Raw genomic sequence first — 24,393 nt, forward strand, 5'->3', positions numbered from 1 at the left:
GCGGCGGCTCAGTAACCGCGGCCGTAATAGCCCGGACCCCGGTCGAAGGCGCCCGCCGCGGCGGCGCCGGCGGCCGCGCCCGCGATGCCGAGACCGATGGCGGCCCCGGTCGACAGGCCGCGGTGACGGCGGTAGCCGAAATCGCGCCGGTGGCCGTAGCCGCGATCGTAGCCGCGGCCATAGCCGTAGCCGTGGTGGCCGCCGTAGCCGTAGCCATAACCCTGCGCCTGGGCGCCGGTGGCGCCGAGCGCGCCGAGGGACAGGGTGACGGCGGAGATGAGAGCGAGCTTGCGCATCGGTGACTCCTTCGCAGTTGCGTTGGGACCCCAACCCAAAGCGCAACCAGGGGTTCCGATTTTCGTGTGGGCAGGGCGCCGACCGCGCCGGATGTCAAAAGTGAGGATCGAGGATGTGGTGAGCGCGCTGGGACTCGAACCCAGGACCTACAGATTAAAAGTCAGACTGAACGCGATCTGAAAAATCAGGCACTTAGCGCGTAAGGGGCTGAAATTGCTCCGCAACATGTTATAGGATAAGCCCAAGCTTGGCCAGCAAGAGCCGGTCAGACCGATACACCGTGCGCACGGCGTGCGCACGGGACTGCGCGGGACGGGTATGACGAACGTTGCGAAGCTCACGATCGGGCGGATCGGCGCATTAGAGCCCGAGGCGAAAGATTACATCCTCTACGAAGACGCAACGCCCGGCTTCGGCGTGCGCATCTACCCGACCGGGCAGCGCCGATACGTGTTCCGTTATCGGGCGGGGAACAGCCGCGGGGCCCCAACCCGGATGGTCACGATCGCTGACGCTCGGAAGGTCGGGCTCGAAGATGCGCGCCGCATCGCCCGAGAGTTGGCAGGGAAGGTCGCGCGCGGCGACGACCCCTCGAAGGCCAAGAAACAAGCCGAGGCCGAGCGTGCTCGGGCGAAGACGTTTGGCGAAGTCCGAGACGAGTTCCTAACGAAGCACGTGGACGCCCGCCTGAGGACGCGGAGTGCGGCTGAGTACCGAAGGGTGCTGGAAAAGGAGTTCCGAGCGATCGAGAGCAAGGCGTTCGCCGAGATCACGCGAGCCGATATTTCGGGCGCGCTTCAGGCGATTGCGGGCCGCGGGAAAGTGCGCAGTTCGAACCTTGCTCGTGCTTACGTGCGGAAGCTCTTCTCGTGGGCGCAGGCGAGCGGCCTATGCGAGACGAACCCCGTTGCCGATACGGCTCGGGCGGGACCTGACGCTCGCCGCGAGCGGGTCCTTTCTCGCGAAGAGCTAGGCGATATTTATCGGGCCGCCGTCGCTTCCGGCGATACGTTCGGCGCTCTCGTGCGATTCCTCATGCTTACCGGCCAGAGGCGCGGTGAGGTCTTCGAGATGACCGACGCGGAGATCGACGAAGACGGCCGTATGTGGAACCTTCCCGGCGCTCGCACTAAGAACAAGCGCGCTCACGAAGTGCCGCTCTGCGAAACCTGTCTGCGGATCATAACCGCGCGCCCCCGCTATAGCAGGCTTGTGTTCTCGACGAGACACGGGACTGTCTTCGGTTATGCCGACAAGGCGAAAAAAAACCTCGACAAGTCAATTTTGGCGGCGCGGCGCGAGACAAACCCGAAGGCGAAACCTTTACCTCATTGGACGTTACACGACCTCAGAAGAAGCTTCGTGACGCACGCTCACGGTGAACTAGGCGTGCCTCTTCCCGTACTTGAGCGAGCGATCAATCACGTTTCAGGGAGCTTCGGCGGCGTCGTCGGCATCTACAATCGAGCCCCCTTGCTCAAAGAGCGGGTCGCGGCTTTTGCTGAGTGGGAAGCGTATGTGCTAAGCGCGGCCGGTTTTGAGCGCGGGCATCCCGAGCCGTCGGCAAAGGGAGAAACGGCTTAATGGTCGATAGGCGTCGAAGCTCGCCCCCGCCCCACTGCCGCATACGGCCGACAAGGAAAGCCGCGCGGCCAACGAGATCCTGAGAGCCATATTCTCGGCCATGATCGACGCAGGCATGTCGCAGGCTGAGTTCGCCGAGAAGATCGACCTGAGCGAGCGGACGATCGAAAAATGGCGTTCGTCGTCGGCGCTGACGGGAGACGCGAAGGGGCCGGGCCTCGTGCTGATCATCCGGGCGCTTCACGCTCTCGGGCTTGAGCTTGATGTGCGCAAGATCGGCGAGGACTCGAAACGCTTTCCCTTATCGGTCCGCACTGACCTCGCGGAGCTTGAGCGGCACCGGGCTCGATCAAAGCTGACGGACAAAGAGTGGCAGGAGCGCAACGCCCGCGAGATTGAGGATGCGCGACGCAAAGGATTGCTGACGGACGATTAGGACGCCGACGGATAGGCGGCGGATATGACGGATACCGAATCTAAGTTCGGCTAATTGTGACAAACCGGCGTGATCAAACGGCTTATCGAAACAAGCCTATCGAGGCCGGCAAAGATGAACAAAACCAAAGCAACCGCACATACCTCTGACTCCCTTCTCACGACCGAACAGGTAGCATATCGTCTCGGCATCGTCCCCAAGACCGTCGTTTGGTGGCGAAGTCAGTTGAGAGGGCCAAAATACATCCGCCTCGGGAACGGTAGGCGAGCCCCAGTCCGCTATAAGCCTCAGGCGGTTGACGACTTCATTGAACAAATGGAAGGCGAGACTATTAGGTAAACGAAGCTACATCCGTCCGGACCGTCAAGCTCACCGGATCAGCGCGACTTGCGAGCTTAATTCGAGCGTACTTTAGTTCGGATATTAGGCTATCCCTGCGCCGAAACTCCGGTTCCGCCCGGAATATTTATCAATACTGATTATCGTTGCCCAAGCATTCCGCCGGGGACAACACCGACATAGGCAAGTGCACCGAAGGAGAACCTATGACCATTTCCAAGGACGTTCTTTCGGTCGTCCCGAGTGGACGATCTCCGCGAGGGGTTGATCGTGCCCGTGATGATCGTCGTGCGGCTCCGCGTGTGCGCTCATTACCCGATCCTCTCAAGCCAGGTCTCGAACACCTCGATACGCAGGCTGTCACGCGATGCGGCCGCATAACCGGGCCAGAGCTGCGCCATTGCGAAGGCGACGCGGTAGTAGTGCAGCTTCGAACCGGCGTTGCGTCCGTACGCTTCCTCCTCGTTGTCGATCCCGGCCGGCTCGATGACCCTCTCGACCACGCCGTCATGGCCGCGCAGGTAGAGCGGGACGCGATAGTGCCCGACCGGGTGGCGCTGAGAGATCCTGACCCGCGCCCCGACTTCGAAGGTGGGCATCTCACCCATCGCCCTTACGACCCTCTCGCCTCACGCGATGATGGTCATTCGACAGTGTCCGGCCGGTCGTGCCCCTGAAGGTAATGGTACCCTGCGCCGTCTCGCTCGGCGTAGCCCACGCCCGGGTAGGGCCAGTGATAACCGAGCAGTATCGTGCGCTCACGCGCCGCGCGGTCGAGCAGGCGAACACGACTGTCGATGGCCTGCCCGTCGTCGGCGTCGAAGCCGAACGTCCACTTCGGATTCGGGAAGTATACGGATGGCGTCGTGACGACGTCGCCGACGATGATCAGCCCGTCGCCTCCAGACACCTCAAAGGACAGGTGGCCCGGCGTGTGGCCTGGGGTCGCGATGGCTCGGATACCGGAGATCACCTCGTCTCCCGAGCGCATCATGATCACCCGGTCGCGCACGGCAGCGTACTGACGCCGGGCCCCGATCGCGAATGGTCGCTGCGCATCGGGCAGCTTCGTCCAGACGTCGTCGTGGTTCCAGAAGTCCCATTCGGCCGCGCCGGCGTAGTAGGTGGCATTGGGGAAGCGCAAAGCACCGTCTGCCAGAACGGTCCCCCAGATGTGGTCCGGGTGACCGTGGGTGAGGACCACCTTCGTGATGCTGCCGGCGTCGATGCCCGAAGTCGTGAGGTGTCGCGAGAGCCAGCCAAGACCTGGCTGGAAATCCACTCCGCCGGTATCGAACAGGATCAAGTCCTCACCGCTGCGGATCAGGGGGATGTTGGCCGCGGGTTCGTAATTCTCCGAGACAAGACCGGCGATCTCCAGCGCCGCTCTCCGGTCGGCTGCTGGCGCCTGAGGCGCCAACAGCGTCGTGGGTAGCATCAGTTGCCCGTCGCTGAAGACAGTGACTTCATGGGGACCATGCCTGAACCGATAAGGTGCCCGCGTCCCCACATTCGGGGGAGCGGGCGGGGTGGGCGCCGCTGCGGCGCGCACGGACCGGCTATCTGTCGGGTCTTCTGACCCGATCATGCCGTTGTCTCCTGGCTCAGACCGGGCACTTTGGTGGCGCTGGCTCCGGGCGATCCAGGTTGCCCTGTTCGCTCCTGCGCCTCGGCACAGATCCATTCGCGGAGCGCCGGTTCGGCAGCGATCTCACCGCTGGTAAAGCGAGGCGTGATGTGTTGCGGGCAGTTCCAATCGAATGCCTCGACCCTGATCAGGAAGGCACGTTCGATCACGGCCCGGTAGCCGGGCGGGGCGAAGCGGTTGACGTGTTCGGGGTCGACGCTCCCGTCGACGGCACGCATGCGGCCAAACACTTTCAGGCGGCGCCGGCCCGGATAGTCCATCATGAACAGGGAGACACGGTCTTCGACCGAAACATTTCCGGCCGTCACGTACTGCCGATTGCCGCGAAAATCGGCAAAGCCCAGGTCAGCCTCGCCGAGGACCTTCAGGAAGCCTGGAGGACCGCCGCGGAACTGAACGTAAGGCCAGCCGGTCTGCGAGACCGTGGCGATGTAGAAACCATCGCGTGCCGCGATGAAAGCGCGCTCGCCGGGACCGAGCCGAGCGTCAGGTTCATCGAGCGCGTCGTACCGGGCGTAGTGATTTCGGCTTCCCTGCGCCTCTTGGAGCGCCCTCACCGCCGGCGTGAAAGCGACGTCCGAGTACCTGCGACTCATATTGCCACTCCTTCCGCCAAATCGTGCCCGGTCGGATCGTTCGGCGCTGTCGGCAACTCATTTATTGAGTTGGCCGTACCCGCTCAGACACCTTCGTGAACCAGTCGAGTGAAGAGAGCCGGCGTAATGACGAACCGGCCCCAGACTTCGTCGAAGGCTGCCGTAGGTCTCGCCGCCACGATCTCTTCCAGTGATCGTCCCTGCGCCTTCAGCGCGGCGACCTTGTCCCGCACCGTGACGAGCATGTCGCGGAACCGCTGCAGCCCCGCGCGGTCGCTGACTGGATAGCCGTGGCCGGGGATGACGATGGTGCTTTCGGTCGCCTGGGCAAGATTGGCTTCCGCAGCACGGATGCTCCCGTCGATGCCACCGCCGGTCGAATAGTCGATGAAGGGGTAGACGCCGTTCCAGTACGTGTCGGCGACATGCAGGACGTCGGGCTCCTCGAAGTGAACCGAGATGTCACTGTCCGTGTGGGCGGGCCCATAGTAGCGCAACGCCAGGTTCGCGCCGTCGAGGCTCAGGCGGTGATCTGTTGCGAACACCTCGGTCGGCAGTGCCGCATCCGGAAGCGGCACGAAGTCGAAGTCCCAGTCCTCGACGCGCTGCGTGGTCGATAGGTGCCGGCGCGTGTTCACATGGGCAATGATTGTCGGAGACAGCTCGTGAAGCCAAGCGTTCCCGTCGGCGTGATCGAAGTGCCAATGCGTGTTGATAAGATGCGTGATCGGTTCTGGACCGAGCGTCGCGAGCGCTGAGGCGACCTGCGGGCGCGACACGGCGATACCGGCATCGACGAGCACCTTGCCGGCGCGGCCCGCCTGTACCGCGATGTTGCCGCCAGATCCCTCCAAGACCGCGATGTTGCCGCGGAGATGGTGGACCTTGATGGCAGCCGTTGCCGCCTTGGACTTGATCGTCTCGACGATCCCGCGCGCTTTAGCGAAGGATTGCCTCGGGGAGAGCCACGTGCCGTTTGCCCCGAATGTCGTATCCGGCGTGCCACAGAGGCAGAGTCCGCTGTGGGAGAGCTGAAACTGAGATGACGGCATCACGCGGCTCTCCTTTTGGCGGACGGGCCGTTATGGCGTCGACAAGAAATCGAGAAGATCTGCGTTCACGCGGTCCTTGTGGGTGGTGCACAATCCGTGGGGGGCGCCGTCGTAGACCAAGAGCTTCGCATCCTTGATCATCTTTGAAGACCGCATCGCCGAAGCCTTGATCGGCACGATCTGATCGTCGCTCCCGTGAATGACCAGCGTCGGGACATCGAAGCGGGCGAGATCTTGCGTCAGGTCCGTCTCTGAGAACGCCTTGATGCAGAAATACGAAGCGGGGAAGCCTGCCATCATACCCTGCAGCCAGAACGCCTCGCGTACGCCCTCCGAAATGGCTGCCCCTGGACGGTTGTAGCCGTAGAACGGCAGGCTCAGGTCTTTCCAGAACCGCGACCGGTCAGCCTGCACGGCGGAGCGGAGAGCGTCGAACGCCTCGATGGGCGTCCCGTCTGGATTTTTGACGCCCTTGAGCATCAGCGGCGGGATGGCGCCGATCAGGACGGCCTTCGCGACCTGATCCGTGCCGTGCCTGCCGATGTAGCGGGCGACTTCGCCCCCTCCCGTCGAGTGGCCGACATGCACGACCTCCCGAAGGTCGAGAGCCCGGACCAGCGCGGCCAGGTCGTCCGCGTAGGTATCGAGGTCGTTGCCGGTCCAGGGCTGGCTGGAGCGGCCGTGCCCGCGCCTGTCATGCGCGATGCAGCGGTACCCCGCGCTGGCGAGGAAGAACATCTGATCCTCGAAGGCGTCGGCGCTGAGAGGCCAGCCGTGGCTGAAGACCACGGGTTGCCCCTCGCCCCAGTCCTTGAAAAAGATCTCGGCGCCGTCCTCGACCTTGATCGTGCCCATGCGCCGTCCCCTCGCGTGCCATCCGCATGTCAGCCGCCGCCATCGTTACGGTCGAGGAAGTCCCGAATCATCGGCGCCATGACGTCGAGCTTGTCTTCGAGGGCGAAGTGCCCGGTATCGAGCAGATGCAGCTCGGCATCTGGTAGGTCCCGCAGGTACGGATGCGCGCCGTCGGCCGGGAAGATGGTGTCGTTCTTGCCCCAGACGATCAGCGTCGGGGGCCTGCGCGCGCGGAAGAAGGCCTGGAATTGCGGGTAGAGCGGTACATTGGTGCCGTAGTCGCGGAAGAGGTCGAGCTGGATGTCCTTGTTGCCCGGCCTGTCGAGGAGCACCTGGTCGTGCAGCCAGTTGTCCGGATCGATCCGGGTCACGTCGGCCACGCCGTCGACGTACTGAAACTTTGTCGTTTCCGGCGCGACCAAGAAGGCGAGAGCCTCGCGCCGCTCCGGGGTATCCTCCCGCCAGTAGGCCTTGATGGGATCCCAGAACGCCTTCAGCCCCTCCTCGTACGCGTTGCCGTTCTGGACGATTAACGCGCTGACGCGTTCGGGATGCTTGAGGGCGAGCCGATAGCCAACCGGGGCACCGTAATCCATCACGTACATCGCGTAGCGGTCCGCCCCCAGTTGGGAGAGAAGCCCATCGACGAGGTCGGCATAGTGCGCGAACGTATAAGCGAACGTCCGGTGATCGGGCGCGTCGCTGCCGCCGAAGCCTGGATAGTCGGGGGCGATGACGCGGTAGCGGTCCGCGAGGAGCGGGATCAGGTTGCGGAACATGTGCGATGAGGTCGGGAAGCCGTGCAACAGCAACACGACCGGAGCGCTCGCGGGGCCGGCTTCCCGGTAGAAGACGTTCACGTCCTCGACCTTGGCGGTGCGGTAATGGGTGACCGGAATGCTGCCGGGATCAGTCACATGGCCCCCTTCGCATCGAAGCAGTTGATCGAAGTTAGCGTATTGTGATCGATGACAGAATGCCTAAGCTACGGAATCCTTGATTTCGCGGGGCGGAACAATGATCGACCGTCTCGACGCGATGCGGGTGTTCGTCGCCGCCCTCGACGAAGGTAGTCTCGCATCCGCTGGCCGACGTCTCAATCGCTCGCCCGCCGCCGTGACGCGGGCCATCGCCGCTCTTGAGAACCATGTCGGTGTTCAGCTCCTGCACCGGACGACACGACGGCTGCAATTGACCGAGGCCGGCGAGCAGTACGCGGCCGTCTGCCGCAGGGTGCTGACGGACTTGGATGATGCCGACCTCGCCGCTGCCGGACATCGGGCTGCCCCGCGGGGCGTCCTGACCGTCACAGCGCCGGTGATGTTCGGGACACGGGTCCTGCGCCCGGTCGTGGGTGAGTTCCTGAAGGCATATCCTGCGATGCAGGTCCGCTACCTGCTGCTCAATCGGATCACGAACCTCCTCGATGAGGGCATCGACGTCGCGCTCCGGATCGCCCCGCTTCAGGAGTCTAACCTGATAGCGGTACGCATCGGCGAAGTTCGACACGTTCTGTGTGCATCGCCGAAGTACCTGGATGGCCGGCCGCCAATCGCGTCCCTGTCCGATCTGGCGCAGCACGACTTCATCGGCATCGAGCCCACGAGCCCGAACGACATCTGGAGTTTTCCGCCCTTGGCCGGAGGCAGAGTGCCCCGCACGGTCCGGGTCAAGCCGCGCCTGATGGTCAACACCGACGAGGCCGCCGTCAGCGCGGCGGTCGACGGCGAGGGCATCGCCCGGATCTTCTCCTACAAGATCCAGCAGGAAGTCTCCGGCGGCAGCCTAGTCGTCCTACTTCCAGAGGACGAGCCGCCGCCCGTGCCCGTACATCTCATCACGCTACCGGACCGACTGTCGCTCGCCAAAGTGCGGACCTTCATGGACTTCGCCGCCGTCCGCCTGAAGGCCGACTTCGACCGCACCCCGCCGCATCCCGAGGACCAACCGTCCTGCCGGGAAAGGCTCGATGGCGAGGTCTCGCGCCGGCGATTGATGCCGAATGAGGATGGCGCCGGCTGGCCATCGGGAACTTCATGACCGGTCGCCGCGTGGATCCCGCGGCGTGCCGCCCCTTCAACGCCTCAACCGCGGATCATCCTGGGTGACGCGGCTGCGCACAGTGAAGACGCCGCTTCCAGACAGGATGGCGCTCCGGGAGAGGAGACGGCCGCTCTGCCAGTTGGACAGCCCGAGTTCGGGCTGGTTCAGGGCGTATTGCCCGTCGACCCACCGGGTGAACCCGTCGCCCACGAAGGGCGCGTTCACCGTGTCGTAGAAGCGGCGATGCGCCTCCGGGTCCTGACTGATCAACGATGCGGCGAAACGCGGGCTGTGGCGATTGAACAGCGTGACCGCGTGATCGAGATCATCAACGATCTTCAGGCTGACCTCGGGCGTGTCCTCCCACTCCCACTCGTGGCCGAGATCACCCTCCGATTGGATCTCCGTCAGCGGCTCGGTGCGTTCGCTCTCGGCGCGCCGGACCCGGACGGTGGCGGTACGCCAGGCCTCCGGCAGAACGGTCTCGTCGCCCACGACCACGTGAAGCTTGCATCCGAAGCCGCGCGCTCGGCCGGCGGCCTCCAGGGCCGCCAGGAAGGCCGGCACCAGGTCTGTCACCCGGGCGCGATGGATGCAGCACACGTTCAGCGTATTGCAGACCTTCCGGTCCAAGGAGGCTTCGACAGTCGCGGAGAAGCGCCCCGCATCCGCGTCGCGGTCGGCAACCATCCAAGCGCCTCCGGTTCCGTGAAGGCTGACCGCCGTGCCGGCCTGCCGGGCGACGCTCCCAAGCTGGGCTACGGCACGACCCGATCCGCGTGCCACCGCCAGCGAGAGCCGGCGGTCCGCGAAGAGCGCCCAGCCAGTCGACCGTTCCGGGCTCTCGACGAGCGAGATGGCTCCGGGCGGGAGGCCGGCCTCATCGAGCGCGGGCACGAGGGCGTGCCGCATGATTGCCTGTGCGGTGCCGAGCGCGTCGCTACCGATGCGGAAGACGGCCGTGTTGCCGCTGCGCAGGACACCCGCTGCATCGGCGAGCACGTTCGGGCGTCCCTCGAAGACGAAGCCGACCACCCCGAGCGGTGCCGCCACCTGCTCGACCGTCCAGCCAGTATGGACGATGCGTTCGACCACGCGGCCGCGCAACGTCTCGCTGTCACGCCACGCCCGAAGGCCCGCGATCATGTCCTGCCGCATCCGATCGGTGGCGACGAGCCGGGTCGTCGAACGGCCACTGCCCTGGGCGCGCTCGACATCCTGCCGGTTCGCCTCGGCGATGGCACGCCAAGCCGAAGGATCTTCGAGGAGCGCAGCGAAACGGTCGAAGAACCGCTCGACGGCCCGATCCGGTATGGCCGACATCGCCATGAAGGCGGCATGCGCCCGGTCCACCGCGGAAGCGGCCAAGGCGATCTGAGCCGCGGGGATGTGGAGCAGGTCTCCGGTCTCCTGCAGGACCAGCAGATGATCGCCGGGCTGGAAGGCCTCCGCGAGTTCCGGCGTGATCACGGTCAGACGGTCCCCGCCGAAAGGCACAGGAGTTCCCGATACGAGGCGCGCGATGGTGGTCGTCATGGGAGCGGGCATAGGGCGATCTCGGTGTTGAAACCAAGCCGAGCCGTCGTGGAAAGCGACCACCCATTCGAACGGTGTGCCGACGGTCGGCGCGATAAGGGCTTCTCTGCCGCTCCGGAGGGATCCGGTCGGCGAGATGAGCACGGTGTCCGCATCACCATACCCGGAAGGCGGTGACCCAACTGCAGCACACCTCTTGCCGAAACCCACGCGCTCACGGCGTTGACCAGCGAGATTGCTGACTGGGCGCGCCCTTGGCGCGAGCCGCAATCGAGCGTCCCGCTTCGTCGCGAGCGGACTTTTCGAGACCCGTGACCAGGATATCGACGAGGCGCATGGCCGATTGCCTCCGGTCCGGGCCGGAGCTGATGTTGGCCACGCTTGCCACCGCCCGCAGCAGGTCGAGCGGCTCCATGCCGAGTTGGATCTCCCCCGCGGCGACCGCGCGGTCGCACAACATGGCCATGGACTGCTTAATTTGGGCGCCGGACGCGGCGTACAGGCCGGCCGGTCCGTCCGTCATCGCATTGAGGGCCTCCGACATGCCCTGCTTCGTCGCCATGTAGTCGACGAACACCAGCATCCATTCCCGCAGGGCCTCCGTCGGGGAACGGGTGGCTGTGAGCCGCTCCGCGGCCTCTGCGAGATGCGCGGTCTCGTTCCTGTAGACCGCCTCGATCAGGGCGTCGCGGGTCGGGAAATGGCGGTAGAGCGTGCCAACACCCACGCCTGCCGCGCGCGCGATCTCCTCCAAGCCGGCGGCCGCGCCCTTCTCGGCGAAGGTCACCTTGGCCGTGTCGAGCAGCCGGGCGCGATTGCGCTGGGCGTCGGCACGCGGCCTGCGGGCTGCCGGACGAGGCTCCTCTTCGGCCACGGGCTACCACCTCTTGCTAAACGGAGGATCCCTCCGTATTTAAACGGAGGCAACCTCCTCTTATCGACTTGTAGGCCGGCGAACAATGGTTTCGCGGGCGGCGGGCGAGGTGTGTCCACTGGCAAGGAGAGCAACATGGCCGCATCATTCGGGGCGACCTCGACCACCGACGAGGTGCTCGCGGGCGTCGATCTCAACAAAAAGCGCGTGCTCGTCACCGGCGTCTCTGCGGGGCTTGGCGTCGAGACGGCCCGCGCCCTTGTTGCGCACGGGGCGCAGGTCGTCGGCACGGCGCGGGATCTCGCCAAGGCCGAGGCGGCGACTACCGTGGTGCGCGATCAGGCGGCGCATGGCGGAAGTCTTGAATTGGTCGCGCTCGATCTCGCCTCCCTGGCGAGCGTCCGAGCCTGCGCCGACGCGCTGCTGGCGGACGGCAGGCCGTTCGACGTCGTCATCGCCAACGCCGGCGTCATGGCCACGCCGATGGGTCGCACGACCGACGGCTTCGAGACGCAGTTCGGCACGAACCACCTCGGGCACTTCGTCCTCGTGAACCGGATCGCGTCCTTGATCCGGGACGGCGGCCGGCTGGTCATGGTCGCCTCGGCCGGTCATCGCTACGCGGAACCGGATCTCGACGACCCGGGCTTCAAGCACACGCCCTACGACCCGATGGTGGCGTACGGGCGCTCGAAGACGGCCAACATCCAGTTCGCGGTGGAGTTCGACCGGCGGCACAGGACGCGCGACGTGCGGGCGACGGCCCTGCACCCCGGCGGCATCCAGACCGAGCTCGGTCGGCATGTGGGCCAGGGCGCCGTCGCCCAGTCGGTCGAGCGGATCAACGCCGACCTCGCTGCGGCCGGCAAGCCTGCTTTTGCCTGGAAGACCATTCCCGAAGGAGCTGCCACGTCGGTTTGGGCGGCCTTCGTGGCGTCGGCGGAGGCAGTCGGCGGCCGCTATTGCGAGAACTGCCACGTGTCCGGGATCACCGACGGGTTGATCACTCCCGTCAGCGAGGGCGTGCGCTCCTATGCGCTGGATCCCGAGCGCGCGCGTGCGCTTTGGGCGAAGAGCGAGGACTTGGTTGGCGAGCGCTACTGAGCGCGTCTTGCTCGGCGCGGCCCGGCTCCACGTGCTTGATGTGTCCCAACGTCAGAATAGCGTAGCCGCCGGCTTGGACGATGTCCGTTTCGGGGACGCACATAATGGACATCTAGTGACTGGAATGGGCGCCAAGTCGAATGTCCGGTTCTGCGCGCGACGTCGATCCAGCGTGACAAATCTGGCCGTTTGCAGCTCGTCTGCTTCCGAGCTTGGGACGTAGATAAGCGGACCCTGGTGCGGCTTTGATCATGACCTCACGGAGGCGTTGATCCAGCGCATGGTCCTTCAAACAGCCCAGATGCAGTCAGGAGGTGCGCTAGATCAAGAGTGACCCAAACGATGATGACAGCGGTCGCACCCTCACGCGAAATGGGATGCTCACAGGTTGCGGGTTGGATGCCGTGGCTTCGGGGACGGCTGGCTCTTTTGCCACTGGCCTGCTTGTGCGCAGGACTTTTGGGACGAGGGCTAGGTCATCCTGAGGTCGCCACGTGGGCGTGGACGATTGCGACCCTAACCGTCATCGGAGTTCTACTGGCCCAAGTCGGGACGAGCTTGAAGAAGGGAGACGTCGGCCTGGACCTCGTCGCTCTGCTCTCGATGGGCGGCGCGCTTGTCCTGTCGCAGCCGCTGGCCGGCGCCGTCATCGCCCTGATGTACGCGGGCGGCCAGTCACTGGAAGCGTACGCATCCGGCCGCGCCGGCAGGGCGATGACGGCGCTGATTGCGCGCCAGCCGCGCACCGCCCTGCGCGAGGACGAGGGCGCATTGAAGGAGGCGCCCATCGCGGCGCTAGTCCCAGGAGACCGCATCCTGGTGCGCGTGGGAGACGTCCTGCCGGTGGACGGTCGCGTCGCCGCGGGCCGCGCCGTGCTCGACCGGTCGAGCCTGACCGGCGAGGCGCTGCCCTTCACCGCCCTCGCGAACGAGTCCGTGCTGAGCGGGACTGTGAACGTGGGCACGCCGTTCACCCTGATCACGGAGCGGCCCGCGGCCGAGAGCACGTATGCCGGGATCGTTCGGCTCGTGGAGGCAGCGCGATCCCAAAAGGCGCCGATGGCGCGCCTGGCCGACCGTTACGGGCTCGCCTTCCTTGTCCTCACGCTACTGCTGGCCGGAAGCGCCTGGCTCGCCACCGACGACCCCCTTCGGGCGCTGGCCGTGCTGGTCGTCGCAACGCCGTGCCCGCTGATCCTGGCGGTACCTGTGGCACTCGTCTCGGGTCTCTCCCGTGCGGCCGGCATCGGCGTGCTCATCAAGGGCGGCGGGGCTTTGGAGACGCTGGCCAAGGTCCGCGTCCTTGTGGTCGACAAGACGGGCACCCTGACCCACGGCGCTGCTCGGCTGACCTCTGCACGGATTCTCGGCATCCTCGACGAAGGCGAGGTCCTGGGGCTCGCGGCATCCCTCGAACAAGCCTCCGGCCACCCGCTCGGTCGAGCCTTGATCGAGGAGGCGGCGAGGCGAGGCCTGACGCTCTCGCAACCCGAGGACGTCGAGGAGATGCCAGGGGAAGGCGTGACAGGACTGGTGGATGGGCGGCCCGTCGTCGTCGGGGGGCCGAATATCATGCGGATGCACGGGATCCGCTTCCCGCCACCGGCCATGGCAGGGACCGGCGCGGCGGTCGCGTCAACGGTGCTGGTCGCCGTCGACGGCGCCACGGCCGCCGCATTGGAGTTTGCCGACCCACTGCGGGCGGACGGCGGCAACGCCCTCCTGGAACTGCGCGCGTGCGGCATCGAGCGCGTGGTCCTCGCAACTGGGGATCGACGCGCCGTCGCGGATGCGCTCGTCGCCGGTCTGCCCATCGATGCCGTCGCCGCCGACCTAGACCCGGCGGCGAAGACCGACGCCGTGGTGGCTGAGCGGCGGAACGGCCCCGTGATGATGGTAGGCGACGGGGTCAACGACGCGCCCGCCCTTGCGGCCGCCGACCTCGGCGTGGCGCTCGGCGCCCGAGGCGCGGCGGCGGCGGCCGAGGCAGCGGACGTCGTCCTGCTGGTGGACAGTCTTGCGCCGCTACCCCGCGCCATCCGCATCGCCAGGCGTGCCCGCGCCATCGCACTCCAGAGCGTATGGGTCGGCCTCGGGCTTTCGCTGGCCGGCATGGTCGCGGCGGCGCTCGGCTACCTCTCGCCCCTCCAAGGGGCCTTGTTGCAGGAAGCCATCGACGTCGCCGTGATCCTCAACGCCATGCGCGTGCTCGGCGGCCCAGAGGGCGGACGCGAGCCGGAGGCGCGCGGCGTTCCGCGCCGCGCGTGAGGCCAGGGACGACGGGCGCGCCCTTCGGGCTTGCGATGGATCAAGGTGGGCCGCCCTCGGCAAGGCCAGGCTCTCCCCGTCGGCATCGACGCATCTGGGAGGCTGCATTGGGCTACGCGAACATCCTCGTTCCCGCCGACCTTGGCGAGGCCGCCCCGGACCGGATACGGCTCGCCGCCGGCCTTGCCCGACGCTTCGACGCGACCCTGACGGGGGCGGCCGCCCACGAGGTGCCGGCCCCGATCCTGGTGCGGGACGTCTACGATGCCATCGATCAGGAGGGCCGCAACAAGGCGCAGGTGCAAGCAATCCTGGAGCAGGCACGCGCGTCGTTCGAGCGCTTCGCCGGAGATGGCATCTGCACCGACTGGCGCTGGCGGTTCGCCGACCCCGTCGCCCATCTCGTCGAGCAGGCGCGCGCCGCGGACCTCGTCGTCGTGAGCCGTCGCTGACCGGGCGACGAGGATCCGGGGCCGCTCGGCGTGCCGCCCGGGCCCGTCCTGATGGAGGCCGGCAGGCCGGTGCTGGTCATACCGCCACGGACTGTACACCTGAGTGCGGCCCGCATCGTCGTCGCGTGGAAGGACGTTCCGGAGGCGCGACGAGCCGTGTCGGCCGCGCTGCCCTTCATGCGCGATGCGGACCAGGTTTGGGTCGCGACCGTCGGCGCGGACGCACGTCACGAGGGTGCGGAGGACGTGGCCCACCACCTCGCACGCCATGGTGCCCACGTCACCGCTCACCCCCTGCACACGGTGGACGACACCGGATCGGAGCTCTTGCGCTTCGCGCTGCTGCAGGACGCGGACCTGATCATCCTGGGCGCCTACGGCCATTCCAGGCTCCGGGAGTGGATGTTCGGCGGCATCACGCGCGACCTCCTGGACCGCTCGCCCCTCTGCTGCCTGATGTGCCACTGATGTCCGGCAGGGGCGTCCTCCTCGGCGCGACCGTCGCGCTCCACCTGCTCACCGGACCCGTCGCCGCGGGGGAGGCCTCGGCAGCGCGCGGCCGGGCCCTTGCGGGCATTGTCTAAGCGCGCTGTCACGCGGTGCGCACGACAGGGGCAAGCCCGATGCGCGAGGCGCCGCGGTTCCGCACGCTCGCCGAACGCTTTCCCATAGGCGACCTTGTCGACGTCCTGGACGAAGGCGTCGAACGCCGGCATCCGGCCATGCCGGACTTCCGGCTCGATCCGAGCGATGCGGCCGACCTAACGGCCTATATGCGGACGCTGAGGCGGTGAGACGGACGTCAAGGCGCCGACAGCCGGACACCAAGGACGAGGGTTCGCCGGGACACCGAACCCCGAAGGGGACGAGCACCGGGGAAGGGTCGCTTCTCTACGTCAGCCGGCGGACGTCCTCCGACGCTGAGGTCCGGAATACAATCGAGACGTCGCTGGCCGCGCGCACGAATTTGACGGCCCGGCAGGCCCGGGTCGCCGCAGGCCGTGCGCGGCCGCTTCACTCGACGAAGCTCCAGCCGGCCTTCAGGGCGGCGCGCTCCTCCTCGTTCATCTGGCCGGGCCACTCCGGCCTGTTCGGTGCCCGCACCTGAGGCGGCACCTCCCCGACATCGAGCTTTGCCGATGCGGATTGGCTGCGCGCGTGCGGGGTACCGCGTTTCCGGGCGACCCGACTGGTCGTGCCGCTCCCTGAAGATCCACGCTTGATCACGGTCGGCCTCCAGAACTCAATGGGCGAGGAACAGCGGTGCCGGGCTGCCCCTCAGGAAGGAGCGGGTCACCCCACCGAAGAAGTATTCACGCGTGGGGGAATGCCGGTAGGCGCCCATCACGATCATGTCGGCCCGGAACAGGCCGGCCTGGGCGCGCAGGGTGTCGGCGACGCTCTCGCCCCTCGGCAGGTCGTTGACGCTGACGTTCACCCCGTGCCGGGCGAAATGGGGCGCGAATTCGGCGCCTGGCACGGCTTCGTGGATCTCCGCCTCGTCGCCGACGAAGACGATCTCGACCGCCTCGGCCGCGCGCAGGAACGGCAACGCGTCGTTGGCCGCCCGGGCGGCCTGGGCGCTGCCGTCCCAGGCGACCATGATCCGGCGCGCGGTAAAGGCATCGCGTCCTGGCGGGACCGCGATGACCGGGCGACCGCTTTGGAACAGCGCCTTCTCGATCATCTCGCGGTCGAGGTCGTAGGTCCGCGGGCCGATGTCCAGGACCGTCAGGTCGTGCAGGCGGGCTCGTCCGGCGAGCCGGCTCACGATCTTCGGGTAGGGCAGGCTCGGCGCCTCCGTCGTGCAGACCACGCCGGCCTGCGCGGCATCCCCGGCCGAGCGCTCCGCGATGGAGCGGGCCAACGTGGCGAGCCGGCGGTCGATGACCGAGACGCCCTCGTGGTCGAAGTCGCCGAGCCACGCGTCGTCGCCCGAGAGGCGCCACGAGGCCGATTGGACGGTGAGGTGCGCGCCGGCGGCCTTGGCCAGCGTCAGGCCATAGCCGATGGCCGACGAGGCTTCCTCACGCTCTCCCTCGACGGCGGTACCGACGAGAACGTCGCGGATGGCCGCGAGCGGGGATGGGGAGTGGCTGGACATGGGGCGTCTCCGAATTGAGCCGACCCCATGGTTCCTCCCATCGTTGATGTGCGGCCTTGATCCACCTCAAGCGGCATGGGCAATGCGGCATCGGCTCGGACCAAGGAACTACTCGGCGCGAATTGCGGATACGGGCCGACGGCTGTTCCCGAGACCGGAATCGCAGTAATGACCTGACGCGCGACGCAGCCGACAAGAAGGCGGGCACAGGCGAGTTCCGCGACCGCCGCGCGCATGATTTTCACGGGTGCGGTTGATGACGGACCCCGTCGACATGCCCAGCGTCGATCTTCGTCGTGACGTCGCGCAGGCGAACGATGAACTTCGGCAGACCCTCGACGAGGTCGGCATATGTGTCTGGTCGCTGGACATCCCGACCGGACGGGCCACCGTCTCACCTACCTGCGCCCACCTGTTCGGAGTGCCGCCCGAGCGGCTGACCACCTTCGCCGCCTCCCAGGCCTTGGTGCACCCGGACGACCGGCAGGCTCGGTCGGACGCCATCCAACGGGCTTTGCGGGATGGCGGCAGCTACGAGGTCGACTACCGCGTCGTGCGGCCCGACGGGCACGTCTGCTGGCTGCGCTCGCGCGGGCGGGTGAGCCTGGACGCGGACGGTCGGCCGGCACGGCATCGCGGGGTCGTCCTGAGCATCGACGGGCAGAAGCGGGCCGAGGAGGACATCCGGGCGCGCGAGGCGCACCTGCGCTCGATCCTCGACACCGTGCCCGAAGCGATGGTCGTCATCGACGAGGCCGGCCTCATCCATTCGTTCAGCGCTGCGGCCGAGCGGCTGTTCGGCTACGCGGCCGGCGAAGCTGTCGGACAAAACGTCCGCATCCTGATGCCGGAGCCAATGCGGGGCGAGCACGACGGCTACCTCGACCACTACAGGCGGACGCGGGAGCGGCGCATCATCGGCACCAACCGGGTCGTGACCGGCCGGCGGGCTGACGGCACGACGTTCCCGATGGAGCTCGCCATCGGCGAGATGCGCTCGGGCGAGCAAGTCTACTTCACCGGCTTCATCAACGACCTCACCGAGCACCAGAAGACGCAGCAGCGGCTCCAGGAACTCCAGTCCGAGCTTGTCCACGTTTCCCGCCTGAGCGCGATGGGCGAGATGGCGTCGACCCTGGCGCACGAGCTGAACCAGCCGCTCGGTGCCATCGCGAACTACACCAAGGGTTGCCGTCGGCTGCTCGCGCGGGCTGGCCCGGAAGCCATCGCCAAGTCGCTGGAAATTCTCGACAAGACCGCCGAGCAGGCCCTGCGGGCCGGCCAGATCATTCGCCGTCTCCGGGAGTTCGTGACCCGCGGGGAGACGGAGCGACGGCTGGAGCCGGTCTCGCGGCTGATCGAGGAGGCGAGCGCCCTCGCCCTGGTCGGCGCCCGGGAGCAGGGCGTGGTCGCCAAGATCCGAGTGGGGCCCGGCCTGAACGCTGTACTGGCCGACCGGGTCCAGATCCAGCAAGTCCTGGTCAACCTCATGCGGAACGCGCGCGAGGCCATGCAGCAGAGCGAACGGCGCGAGATGACCGTCGACGCCCATGCGTTATCCGCGAAGATGGTCGAGATCACGGTGTCGGACACCGGCCCTGGCATCGCGGATGAGGTCGCCGACCGCCTCTTCCAGCCGTTCGTGACCACCAAGGCCAGCGGGATGGGCGTCGGCCTCTCGATCTGCCGCACCATCATCGAGGCGCATGGCGGCCACCTGACGGTCGAGCGCAACGCAGCCGGAGGTGCCACCTTCCGGCTGACGCTCCAGGCCGCCGACGAGGGGAACCCGCCCAATGGCAACTGACCTCGTGCACGTCGTGGATGACGACCCGGCCATGCGGGACTCCGTCGGCTTCCTGCTCGGGACCGAGGGGTTTGAGGTGCGGCTTTACGAGGCCGGGACGGACCTGCTCGACAGGCTGACGAGGCCGGCCGCGGGATGCGTCCTGACCGACATCCGCATGCCGGGCATCGACGGGCTAGAACTACTGCGGCGTCTTCGGGCGGCGGGCCACACCTTGCCGGTGGTGATGATGACGGGGCACGGGGACGTGCCGCTCGCGGTCGAAGCAATGAAGCTCGGCGCCTGCGACTTCATCGAGAAGCCGTTCGGCGACGAGTCCCTCCTCCAGGCACTGCGCTCCGCCCTGGAACGCGGCGGTCCCGTGGCCGCGGCCGACCCGAGCCTGCAGGAGTTCATCCGGCGGGTCGGCACCTTGAGCGCACGCGAGCGGCAGGTGCTGGACCAACTGGTCGCCGGCGGCACGAGCAAGGAGATCGGCCGCGCGCTCGACATCAGTCCCCGGACCGTTGAGATCTACCGGGCCAAGCTGATGGCCAAGACGCAGGCGGAAAACCTGCAGGAGCTGGTGCGCTGGTCGGTGCTGGCTGGCCTAGCGTGAGACGGGCTTGAGGCAGGTCAAGGCACGCGACACGGATCTTTCGCTAGGCTGCCGGCCTTGTCCCCGCACGCCACGCCGCCAGCGACCACCATGCCGTTAGACCCCTCGAACCTTATCTACGTCGTGGACGACGACCCGGCCGTCCTGCACTCGACCCGCTTCCTCCTGGAAAGCGAGGGCCACGAGGTCGAGACCTTCGTCAGCGGCTCCGAACTGCTGGCGGCCTTCCCAGGTCCACACCCCGACCTCGTTCTGATCGACCAGGTCATGGCGAGGATGGACGGGCTTGAGGTGTTCACCCGGTTGCGTGACCTCGATGCCCGCGTGCCCGTCGTGCTGATCACCGGACATCCCGACCCGGGCATCCGGACGCGGGCCCGCGCGGCCGGCGTACCCGTGGTCGAGAAGCCGCTCGCGTTCGACGCACTGCTGGGCATGCTCGCCGCCAACAGGGTCACCGAGGGCGTCACCCCGCAGCCTTGAGGATCCCTGACATCAGCCCGCCGCGGGACTTCGCGGGCGGGGCGGCTTGCGCGGAACGGCCCAGGGCCCACGTCGCGGGGACCGCGTGCGCCTTCCCCGTTCCGGCTGGCTTCCAGGTTGGCGGAGGGGATGCCGGGTGATCTTGATCTGGCGCAAGCCTCCCGCAAGTGAGCTCAAGCCCAGCGGCGGGAATACCTCGGTTCCAGGGTCTCGCAGGGATGGTGGAAGAAGTAGTAACCGAACGCCGCCGTGGCATCACGTGCCGGGGCGGGCTGGAAGCCGAACGGCAGGCTCTCGCCCTCGCGGACGTCCGCGCCGAAATCCCACGTGCCTGGACGGAGGAAGCGTGGAACCAGCGTGGCCTCGCGCACGGCGCAACACAGTCCGGGCTGGCATCGGCGCTGGAACACCCGGTAGAGGGTCGAGGTCGGTCGACTGGCCTGCATAGGACCCATCCTGCCGTTCCGGATCGGCATGTATCCGGAAGTCGTGTCGGGGCCACGCGCGGCCCCGACAGGACCTCTTCAGGCTGCCTTGAGCGTCGCCGCCTCGGTGACCTCGTGCGACAGCGTGGCGGCCTCGGCCTGGTACTCGGCCATGCTCTTGGCCACGAACGCGGTCTGAAGATCTAACGCGTCCTTGAGCGAGGCGCAGGCGGCCAGCGCTGCGAGGTGGTCCGCCCGAGCCTGGAGACGGCGGCTCGTGAAACGCATCGTCTCCGCGGCGACGCGCAGCGGCAGGTCGACTGCGAAGGCCCGCCAGATGCCGATGCTCGTCTTGAGTTCCTCGGCCGGCGATGCTGTCGGAAATTGAGTTCCGTTCTCGGAATCCATCGGGATTGTCCCTCCGCTGGTGAGCGGACCACAGATGATATCACAGTATTTTCGGCCTTGATCCAGATCAAATGGGTCAAACGTCAAGCTAAAATGATCCGACAGTCAAACCTATCGGGAAAATTGCCTAGTTGGTTCGGCATCTTGTGGCGTGAATAAACTCGCAAGAGCTTGATCCAAATCAATGCTCGGCGCTCGGGATACGGGAGCCTCTGACCATTGAAGGCGGCAGGCGACCTGCCGCCCCGGGGCCCGACGCCCCCACTCTCCCGGCCCCGCTTCGAGAGGAGAAGCCAATGCGAATTATCGAGAACCGGACCGAGGACATGGTCCCGAACGCCCTCAACATCCTGCTCGGCGTCGCGCTTGTCCTCGCACCTTGGTACCTGGGGCTGGACTATGAGACCGCCGCGGCACGCAACGCCTTCATCAGCGGCGGCGCCATCACCGTGATCGCCGTAGTGGCGCTCAGCAAGACCTACGACTGGGAGGAGTACCTCAACCTCGCGCTCGGCCTGTGGGTGTCCATCGCCCCGTGGGTGCTCGGCTTCGCGGAGGCCGGCCCCCCGATGTGGGTGCACGTCGTGTTCGGGCTCGCCGTCGCCGCCCTGGCCGCGTTCGAGCTCTGGCGGCTCTTCGTGTCGCCCCAAGCGCGGTCGGTCTGAGTCGCGTTCGTTACCGGAGCGGGCGCGCCGGCACCTCGCCCGGTGCGGCCGTGGCCGGTCCCGCCACGGCATCGCTCCCCGGAGGCCGCCATGCTCTTCGACCCCGTCGCGCTCGCCGCCGCCGCATCCTTCACGGCCGGCTGTGCGGGCATCCACGCCCTGCGCGGTCATGCCAACGCCGTCACGCTCGTCCTCGGCGTGCTGGCATACGGGCTCGTCACCGTGGTAGGGTGGCTCTTCGCTGGGCGCAGCGGCCTGCTCGGGTTGTCCGAGCCGATCCCGGCTTGGGCGCTCGTGGCGACCGCCGGCATCTGAGCGCGGGCCGTCAGGATACGTAGTTCCCCTTAAGCAAGCCCGCTTAAGAGAGCGGCCGGAATTTCGCCGTCGGCAATGCGAGGCCAATCTGCCCTCATCCGATACGGGTGAGGAGCAGGCGATGACGACCGACTTCATGCAATCCATGCCCCCGCATGCTGCGGCCATCAATCCGGCTCTCATTCAGGACCAGCCCGGAAGCTTCCTGTTCGCCAGTTGCTCCGAGCTCATCGGCACTCCGTTCGCCTACGCCCGCGAGGAGGAGATCTACGGCGAGGGGGAGGAGGCCGAGTTCGTCTACAAGGTCGTCGCCGGCGCGGTGCGCACACACAAGGTCCTGAGCGACGGCCGGCGCCAGATCACCGGCTTCCGCCTGCCCGGGGACCTGTTCGGCTTCGGGCAAGGCGAGACCCACCGCCACACCGCCGAGGCGCTCAGCGACACCAAAGTGCTGATCTTCAGGCGACGTCAGGTCGAGCGTGCCGCCACCCGCAGCGCGGAAGTCGCCTGCCAGCTCTGGGGCATGGCCACGAACGACCTTCGGCACGCCCATGACCTAACGCTCCTGCTCGGGCGGCGCTCAGCCCAGGAGCGGGTCGCCTCCTTCCTGATGGAGATCGACGAACGCCTTGGCTCCGCCGGAACCTTCGCCCTGCCGATGACCCGGCGGGACATCGCTGATTACCTCGGGCTTACCATCGAGACCGTGTCGCGCACCCTCTCGCAGTTGGAGGAGGACGGAGCCCTCCGGCGCGACGGCGGCCGGCAGGTCACGCTGCGCCGTAGCCGGCTCCGCCGCGTGGTCGAGGACTGAAGGGATTACCGCCACGGAGAAGGTATTGAAGCAAGGTCCCGCCAGAGCCTTCCCGATGCCGGATTCCCCGTTTGGGCTGACTCGGCCCGCAGATGCCGCAGGCAATCCGGGCAGGGTGGGGCAAGGCACCCCGACGGCCGATGCACGAGGCGGGTAAAAAGCCGGAGTGAGGAGGTTCCTCGACGGTGTCTTCGCGGGCTGCCGAGGGATGTGCGCCGGTGGCGCGCCTGCCGCGCCACTGGTCAATGAGCGAGGAATAACGGTATCGAGCTTCGCGCCAAAAGTGACTGGGTCACGCCGCCGAGGAACCATTGCTTCAGGCGCGAGTGCCGGTAAGCGCCCATGACCAGCATGTCCGCGCGGAACAGGCCGAGCTGGGTTCTGAGCGTCTCCGCCACGTCGTCGACGACAGGCAGAACGTTCACCGAAACGTTCACGCCATGACGCGCAAGGTGCGGCGCGAATTCGGCGCCGGCGGCCGAGGCCGACAAGTCCTTCTCGCCGACCACGGACACGATCTCGACCGCCTCGGCCGCGCGCAGGAACGGCATGGCGTCGTTCGCCGCCCGCGCGGCCTGGGCGCTCCCGTCCCAGGCGACGACGACCCGCCTCGCGCCGAACGTCGGGCGGCGCGCCGGCACCACGATGAGCGGGCGACCGCTCCCGAACAGGACCCCGTCGATAAGGTCGCGGTCGAGATCCACCTCACGCGTCTCCGCGTCCAGGATAGTCAGGTCGGCGAGCCGGGCGCGGGCGGTGAGCCGTGCGACCAAGTCAGGGTACGCGAGTGCGGGCTCCTCGGTCGTACAGGTCACCCCCGCACCGGCGGCGTTCCCGGCGACGCGTTCGGCGACGGCGTGGGCGAGGATGCGCAGGCGCCGGTTCTCGCCTGCGACCAGGTCGTTGACGAACCCCAATCCCGCCCCGCCAACCATGGTCAGGCGGCGGGCGGCGGACTGCACGGTCAGGTGGGCGCCCGCCATGGCGGCAAACGTGAGGCCATAGCCGAGCGCCGTCTCGGGCTCGTCGCCGCGGCCCTCCTCGGTGACGGCGACCAGGATGTCGCGGAATGCGGCGAGGGGGGAGGAGGACGGGAGGGCCATGGGGGGTCCGGGCTGCCTTGTCGCCCAAGTCTCCACCGTAGCGGCCGGCCTGCCTTGATCCAGCGCAACGCCGGGACGTCCGACGACCGCGCCCGGTCCCCTGCATCCGGCCCAGTCATGGCTTCCGGAAGCGGGAAACGGCGCGCTCGACCACCCTGGCGAGCGTCTCAAGCCGCGGTTTCAGCGCCGGGATGTCCTCGCTCAGGAGGGCGAGGCCCAGGGGCAGCATCCAGAGACCAAGGATGGGCAGGAACGACAGCAGGCCGCCCCCGATCAGGGCGAGCGCCGCCGCAAGCCGCACTGGGCGCCGCGAGGGCTTTCTCAGCCACGTGACCGCATCGCGCAGGCGCACGGGAAGACGCGCGGTCAGCCGCTCGACCCGCGCATCCCAATCCGCCCCAATCGAGTCCATCGCTATCCTGCTCCAGGGTGAAAGCTTCCAGGGATGCTCACGTTGCCCGCGCGAGGAACAAGCGGACCTCAAACGGGACGACTGAATCGCCCCGGGTTTTCCGGAGGCCGTTTGGTTTGGCTCAGGCGGCCAAGGCTTGGACCTCGGCCTGGGCATAATAGCGTGCCTCCGCCTC

The 24,393-nt window shown here is 67.2% G+C and carries 25 protein-coding genes, 1 tRNA gene and 2 pseudogenes; 13 read left to right on the forward strand and 15 right to left on the reverse strand.

The annotated features are described in order from the left end of the window. Positions 1 to 8: 8 nt before the first annotated feature. Complete coding sequence (locus C4T42_RS22955) at positions 9 to 296, reverse strand: hypothetical protein (RefSeq protein WP_012322505.1); 288 nt, start codon at positions 294 to 296, stop codon at positions 9 to 11. Between the two features lie 116 nt (positions 297 to 412). Further along, positions 413 to 474: transfer RNA gene (locus C4T42_RS32050), tRNA-Ser, on the reverse strand. 141 nt (positions 475 to 615) lie between these two features. Between C4T42_RS32050 and C4T42_RS22960 the strand changes: the two genes are divergently transcribed. After that, complete coding sequence (locus C4T42_RS22960; RefSeq protein WP_103985905.1) at positions 616 to 1,881, forward strand: site-specific integrase; 1,266 nt, start codon at positions 616 to 618, stop codon at positions 1,879 to 1,881. A 100-nt stretch (positions 1,882 to 1,981) separates the two neighbouring features. Then, a complete protein-coding gene (locus tag C4T42_RS22965) occupies positions 1,982 to 2,317 on the forward strand; it encodes a helix-turn-helix transcriptional regulator (protein WP_103985906.1) in 336 nt (111 codons plus the stop codon). A 650-nt stretch (positions 2,318 to 2,967) separates the two neighbouring features. Here C4T42_RS22965 and C4T42_RS22970 read toward each other — a convergent pair. From C4T42_RS22970 to C4T42_RS22995, 6 genes are all read right to left on the reverse strand, one after another. Then, positions 2,968 to 3,264 (reverse strand): SH3-like domain-containing protein, encoded by a 297-nt coding sequence (locus C4T42_RS22970; RefSeq protein ID WP_103985907.1) that lies wholly within the window; start codon positions 3,262 to 3,264, stop codon positions 2,968 to 2,970. 35 nt (positions 3,265 to 3,299) lie between these two features. Next, positions 3,300 to 4,094, reverse strand: a complete 795-nt coding sequence (locus tag C4T42_RS22975; RefSeq protein ID WP_181049203.1) for an MBL fold metallo-hydrolase — start codon at positions 4,092 to 4,094, stop codon at positions 3,300 to 3,302. Between the two features lie 146 nt (positions 4,095 to 4,240). Beyond that, positions 4,241 to 4,900 carry a pyridoxamine 5'-phosphate oxidase family protein gene (locus C4T42_RS22980; RefSeq protein ID WP_075381795.1) on the reverse strand — a complete coding sequence of 220 codons (660 nt, stop codon included), beginning with the start codon at positions 4,898 to 4,900 and terminating at the stop codon, positions 4,241 to 4,243. Between the two features lie 83 nt (positions 4,901 to 4,983). Further along, positions 4,984 to 5,952, reverse strand: a complete 969-nt coding sequence (locus C4T42_RS22985; RefSeq protein ID WP_103985909.1) for an MBL fold metallo-hydrolase — start codon at positions 5,950 to 5,952, stop codon at positions 4,984 to 4,986. Positions 5,953 to 5,982: 30 nt separating this feature from the next. Continuing rightward, positions 5,983 to 6,807 carry an alpha/beta hydrolase gene (locus tag C4T42_RS22990; RefSeq protein ID WP_103985910.1) on the reverse strand — a complete coding sequence of 275 codons (825 nt, stop codon included), beginning with the start codon at positions 6,805 to 6,807 and terminating at the stop codon, positions 5,983 to 5,985. A gap of 29 nt (positions 6,808 to 6,836) precedes the next feature. Further along, entirely contained in the window at positions 6,837 to 7,724 is an 888-nt protein-coding gene (locus C4T42_RS22995; RefSeq protein WP_103985911.1) for an alpha/beta hydrolase, read from the reverse strand. 100 nt (positions 7,725 to 7,824) lie between these two features. On the opposite strand from C4T42_RS22995, the gene C4T42_RS23000 reads away from it, so the two are divergent. Beyond that, positions 7,825 to 8,847: a LysR family transcriptional regulator gene (locus tag C4T42_RS23000; protein ID WP_170861864.1), complete on the forward strand. Its 1,023-nt coding sequence runs from the start codon at positions 7,825 to 7,827 to the stop codon at positions 8,845 to 8,847. Between the two features lie 36 nt (positions 8,848 to 8,883). On the opposite strand, the gene C4T42_RS23005 is transcribed toward C4T42_RS23000, so the two are convergent. Then, positions 8,884 to 10,386 (reverse strand): aldehyde dehydrogenase family protein, encoded by a 1,503-nt coding sequence (locus C4T42_RS23005; RefSeq protein WP_103985924.1) that lies wholly within the window; start codon positions 10,384 to 10,386, stop codon positions 8,884 to 8,886. 214 nt (positions 10,387 to 10,600) lie between these two features. Continuing rightward, positions 10,601 to 11,260, reverse strand: a complete 660-nt coding sequence (locus tag C4T42_RS23010) for a TetR/AcrR family transcriptional regulator (protein ID WP_103985912.1) — start codon at positions 11,258 to 11,260, stop codon at positions 10,601 to 10,603. Positions 11,261 to 11,395: 135 nt separating this feature from the next. Between C4T42_RS23010 and C4T42_RS23015 the strand changes: the two genes are divergently transcribed. The 4 genes and pseudogenes from C4T42_RS23015 (at position 11,396) to C4T42_RS23030 (ending at position 15,878) form a co-directional block, all read left to right on the forward strand. Next, the gene (locus C4T42_RS23015) at positions 11,396 to 12,364 is read left to right on the forward strand and encodes an SDR family NAD(P)-dependent oxidoreductase (protein ID WP_103985913.1); all 969 of its coding nucleotides are present in this window, start codon (positions 11,396 to 11,398) and stop codon (positions 12,362 to 12,364) included. 372 nt (positions 12,365 to 12,736) lie between these two features. Then, a complete protein-coding gene (locus C4T42_RS23020) occupies positions 12,737 to 14,632 on the forward strand; it encodes a heavy metal translocating P-type ATPase (protein ID WP_244603261.1) in 1,896 nt (631 codons plus the stop codon). 107 nt (positions 14,633 to 14,739) lie between these two features. Next, positions 14,740 to 15,552, forward strand: a pseudogene (locus C4T42_RS23025) (universal stress protein). Next, positions 15,552 to 15,878: pseudogene (locus C4T42_RS23030) on the forward strand (c-type cytochrome). Before C4T42_RS23025 ends, C4T42_RS23030 begins: the two co-directional pseudogenes overlap by 1 nt. A 449-nt stretch (positions 15,879 to 16,327) precedes the next feature. Here C4T42_RS23030 and C4T42_RS23040 read toward each other — a convergent pair. Beyond that, positions 16,328 to 17,188 carry a universal stress protein gene (locus C4T42_RS23040; protein ID WP_103985915.1) on the reverse strand — a complete coding sequence of 287 codons (861 nt, stop codon included), beginning with the start codon at positions 17,186 to 17,188 and terminating at the stop codon, positions 16,328 to 16,330. A gap of 256 nt (positions 17,189 to 17,444) precedes the next feature. On the opposite strand from C4T42_RS23040, the gene C4T42_RS23045 reads away from it, so the two are divergent. The 3 genes from C4T42_RS23045 (at position 17,445) to C4T42_RS23055 (ending at position 20,076) form a co-directional block, all read left to right on the forward strand. After that, positions 17,445 to 18,995: a PAS domain S-box protein gene (locus C4T42_RS23045; RefSeq protein ID WP_103985916.1), complete on the forward strand. Its 1,551-nt coding sequence runs from the start codon at positions 17,445 to 17,447 to the stop codon at positions 18,993 to 18,995. Beyond that, entirely contained in the window at positions 18,985 to 19,593 is a 609-nt protein-coding gene (gene fixJ / locus C4T42_RS23050; protein WP_103985917.1) for a response regulator FixJ, read from the forward strand. The genes C4T42_RS23045 and fixJ overlap by 11 nt, the downstream gene beginning before the upstream one ends. 90 nt (positions 19,594 to 19,683) lie before the next feature. Then, positions 19,684 to 20,076 carry a response regulator gene (locus C4T42_RS23055; RefSeq protein WP_103985925.1) on the forward strand — a complete coding sequence of 131 codons (393 nt, stop codon included), beginning with the start codon at positions 19,684 to 19,686 and terminating at the stop codon, positions 20,074 to 20,076. A gap of 173 nt (positions 20,077 to 20,249) precedes the next feature. On the opposite strand, the gene C4T42_RS23060 is transcribed toward C4T42_RS23055, so the two are convergent. After that, complete coding sequence (locus tag C4T42_RS23060) at positions 20,250 to 20,522, reverse strand: hypothetical protein (protein WP_020095480.1); 273 nt, start codon at positions 20,520 to 20,522, stop codon at positions 20,250 to 20,252. A 78-nt stretch (positions 20,523 to 20,600) separates the two neighbouring features. After that, positions 20,601 to 20,909 carry a hypothetical protein gene (locus C4T42_RS23065; RefSeq protein WP_103985918.1) on the reverse strand — a complete coding sequence of 103 codons (309 nt, stop codon included), beginning with the start codon at positions 20,907 to 20,909 and terminating at the stop codon, positions 20,601 to 20,603. A 296-nt stretch (positions 20,910 to 21,205) separates the two neighbouring features. On the opposite strand from C4T42_RS23065, the gene C4T42_RS23070 reads away from it, so the two are divergent. The 3 genes from C4T42_RS23070 (at position 21,206) to C4T42_RS23080 (ending at position 22,703) form a co-directional block, all read left to right on the forward strand. Further along, positions 21,206 to 21,574: an SPW repeat protein gene (locus C4T42_RS23070; RefSeq protein WP_103985919.1), complete on the forward strand. Its 369-nt coding sequence runs from the start codon at positions 21,206 to 21,208 to the stop codon at positions 21,572 to 21,574. 90 nt (positions 21,575 to 21,664) lie between these two features. Next, positions 21,665 to 21,889 carry a hypothetical protein gene (locus tag C4T42_RS23075; RefSeq protein WP_103985920.1) on the forward strand — a complete coding sequence of 75 codons (225 nt, stop codon included), beginning with the start codon at positions 21,665 to 21,667 and terminating at the stop codon, positions 21,887 to 21,889. Positions 21,890 to 22,034: 145 nt separating this feature from the next. Next, positions 22,035 to 22,703 carry a helix-turn-helix domain-containing protein gene (locus C4T42_RS23080; RefSeq protein WP_244603262.1) on the forward strand — a complete coding sequence of 223 codons (669 nt, stop codon included), beginning with the start codon at positions 22,035 to 22,037 and terminating at the stop codon, positions 22,701 to 22,703. A 242-nt stretch (positions 22,704 to 22,945) separates the two neighbouring features. On the opposite strand, the gene C4T42_RS23085 is transcribed toward C4T42_RS23080, so the two are convergent. After that, a complete protein-coding gene (locus tag C4T42_RS23085; protein ID WP_020095475.1) occupies positions 22,946 to 23,806 on the reverse strand; it encodes a universal stress protein in 861 nt (286 codons plus the stop codon). 115 nt (positions 23,807 to 23,921) lie between these two features. Beyond that, positions 23,922 to 24,218, reverse strand: coding sequence for a hypothetical protein (locus C4T42_RS23090; RefSeq protein WP_103985922.1), 297 nt, complete (start codon positions 24,216 to 24,218; stop codon positions 23,922 to 23,924). Between the last annotated feature and the right edge of the window lie 175 nt (positions 24,219 to 24,393).

This window comes from Methylobacterium sp. 190mf, from assembly GCF_900107945.1.
GTDB lineage: Bacteria > Pseudomonadota > Alphaproteobacteria > Rhizobiales > Beijerinckiaceae > Methylobacterium.

Coding starts and splice junctions, on each gene's coding strand:
- C4T42_RS22970 (WP_103985907.1), bottom strand. CDS start 3,264: ATGGGTGAGATGCCCACCTTCGAAGTCGGGGCGCGGGTCAGGATCTCT.
- C4T42_RS23000 (WP_170861864.1), top strand. CDS start 7,825: ATGATCGACCGTCTCGACGCGATGCGGGTGTTCGTCGCCGCCCTCGAC.
- C4T42_RS23045 (WP_103985916.1), top strand. CDS start 17,445: ATGACGGACCCCGTCGACATGCCCAGCGTCGATCTTCGTCGTGACGTC.
- C4T42_RS23055 (WP_103985925.1), top strand. CDS start 19,684: ATGCCGTTAGACCCCTCGAACCTTATCTACGTCGTGGACGACGACCCG.
- C4T42_RS22980 (WP_075381795.1), bottom strand. CDS start 4,900: ATGAGTCGCAGGTACTCGGACGTCGCTTTCACGCCGGCGGTGAGGGCG.
- C4T42_RS22975 (WP_181049203.1), bottom strand. CDS start 4,094: ATGCTACCCACGACGCTGTTGGCGCCTCAGGCGCCAGCAGCCGACCGG.
- C4T42_RS22990 (WP_103985910.1), bottom strand. CDS start 6,807: ATGGGCACGATCAAGGTCGAGGACGGCGCCGAGATCTTTTTCAAGGAC.
- fixJ (WP_103985917.1), top strand. CDS start 18,985: ATGGCAACTGACCTCGTGCACGTCGTGGATGACGACCCGGCCATGCGG.
- C4T42_RS22985 (WP_103985909.1), bottom strand. CDS start 5,952: ATGCCGTCATCTCAGTTTCAGCTCTCCCACAGCGGACTCTGCCTCTGT.
- C4T42_RS23040 (WP_103985915.1), bottom strand. CDS start 17,188: ATGTCCAGCCACTCCCCATCCCCGCTCGCGGCCATCCGCGACGTTCTC.
- C4T42_RS23065 (WP_103985918.1), bottom strand. CDS start 20,909: ATGGATTCCGAGAACGGAACTCAATTTCCGACAGCATCGCCGGCCGAG.
- C4T42_RS23060 (WP_020095480.1), bottom strand. CDS start 20,522: ATGCAGGCCAGTCGACCGACCTCGACCCTCTACCGGGTGTTCCAGCGC.
- C4T42_RS23080 (WP_244603262.1), top strand. CDS start 22,035: ATGCCCCCGCATGCTGCGGCCATCAATCCGGCTCTCATTCAGGACCAG.
- C4T42_RS23015 (WP_103985913.1), top strand. CDS start 11,396: ATGGCCGCATCATTCGGGGCGACCTCGACCACCGACGAGGTGCTCGCG.
- C4T42_RS22955 (WP_012322505.1), bottom strand. CDS start 296: ATGCGCAAGCTCGCTCTCATCTCCGCCGTCACCCTGTCCCTCGGCGCG.
- C4T42_RS23020 (WP_244603261.1), top strand. CDS start 12,737: ATGGGATGCTCACAGGTTGCGGGTTGGATGCCGTGGCTTCGGGGACGG.
- C4T42_RS23005 (WP_103985924.1), bottom strand. CDS start 10,386: ATGACGACCACCATCGCGCGCCTCGTATCGGGAACTCCTGTGCCTTTC.
- C4T42_RS23070 (WP_103985919.1), top strand. CDS start 21,206: ATGCGAATTATCGAGAACCGGACCGAGGACATGGTCCCGAACGCCCTC.
- C4T42_RS23090 (WP_103985922.1), bottom strand. CDS start 24,218: ATGGACTCGATTGGGGCGGATTGGGATGCGCGGGTCGAGCGGCTGACC.
- C4T42_RS23075 (WP_103985920.1), top strand. CDS start 21,665: ATGCTCTTCGACCCCGTCGCGCTCGCCGCCGCCGCATCCTTCACGGCC.
- C4T42_RS22965 (WP_103985906.1), top strand. CDS start 1,982: ATGATCGACGCAGGCATGTCGCAGGCTGAGTTCGCCGAGAAGATCGAC.
- C4T42_RS22960 (WP_103985905.1), top strand. CDS start 616: ATGACGAACGTTGCGAAGCTCACGATCGGGCGGATCGGCGCATTAGAG.
- C4T42_RS23085 (WP_020095475.1), bottom strand. CDS start 23,806: ATGGCCCTCCCGTCCTCCTCCCCCCTCGCCGCATTCCGCGACATCCTG.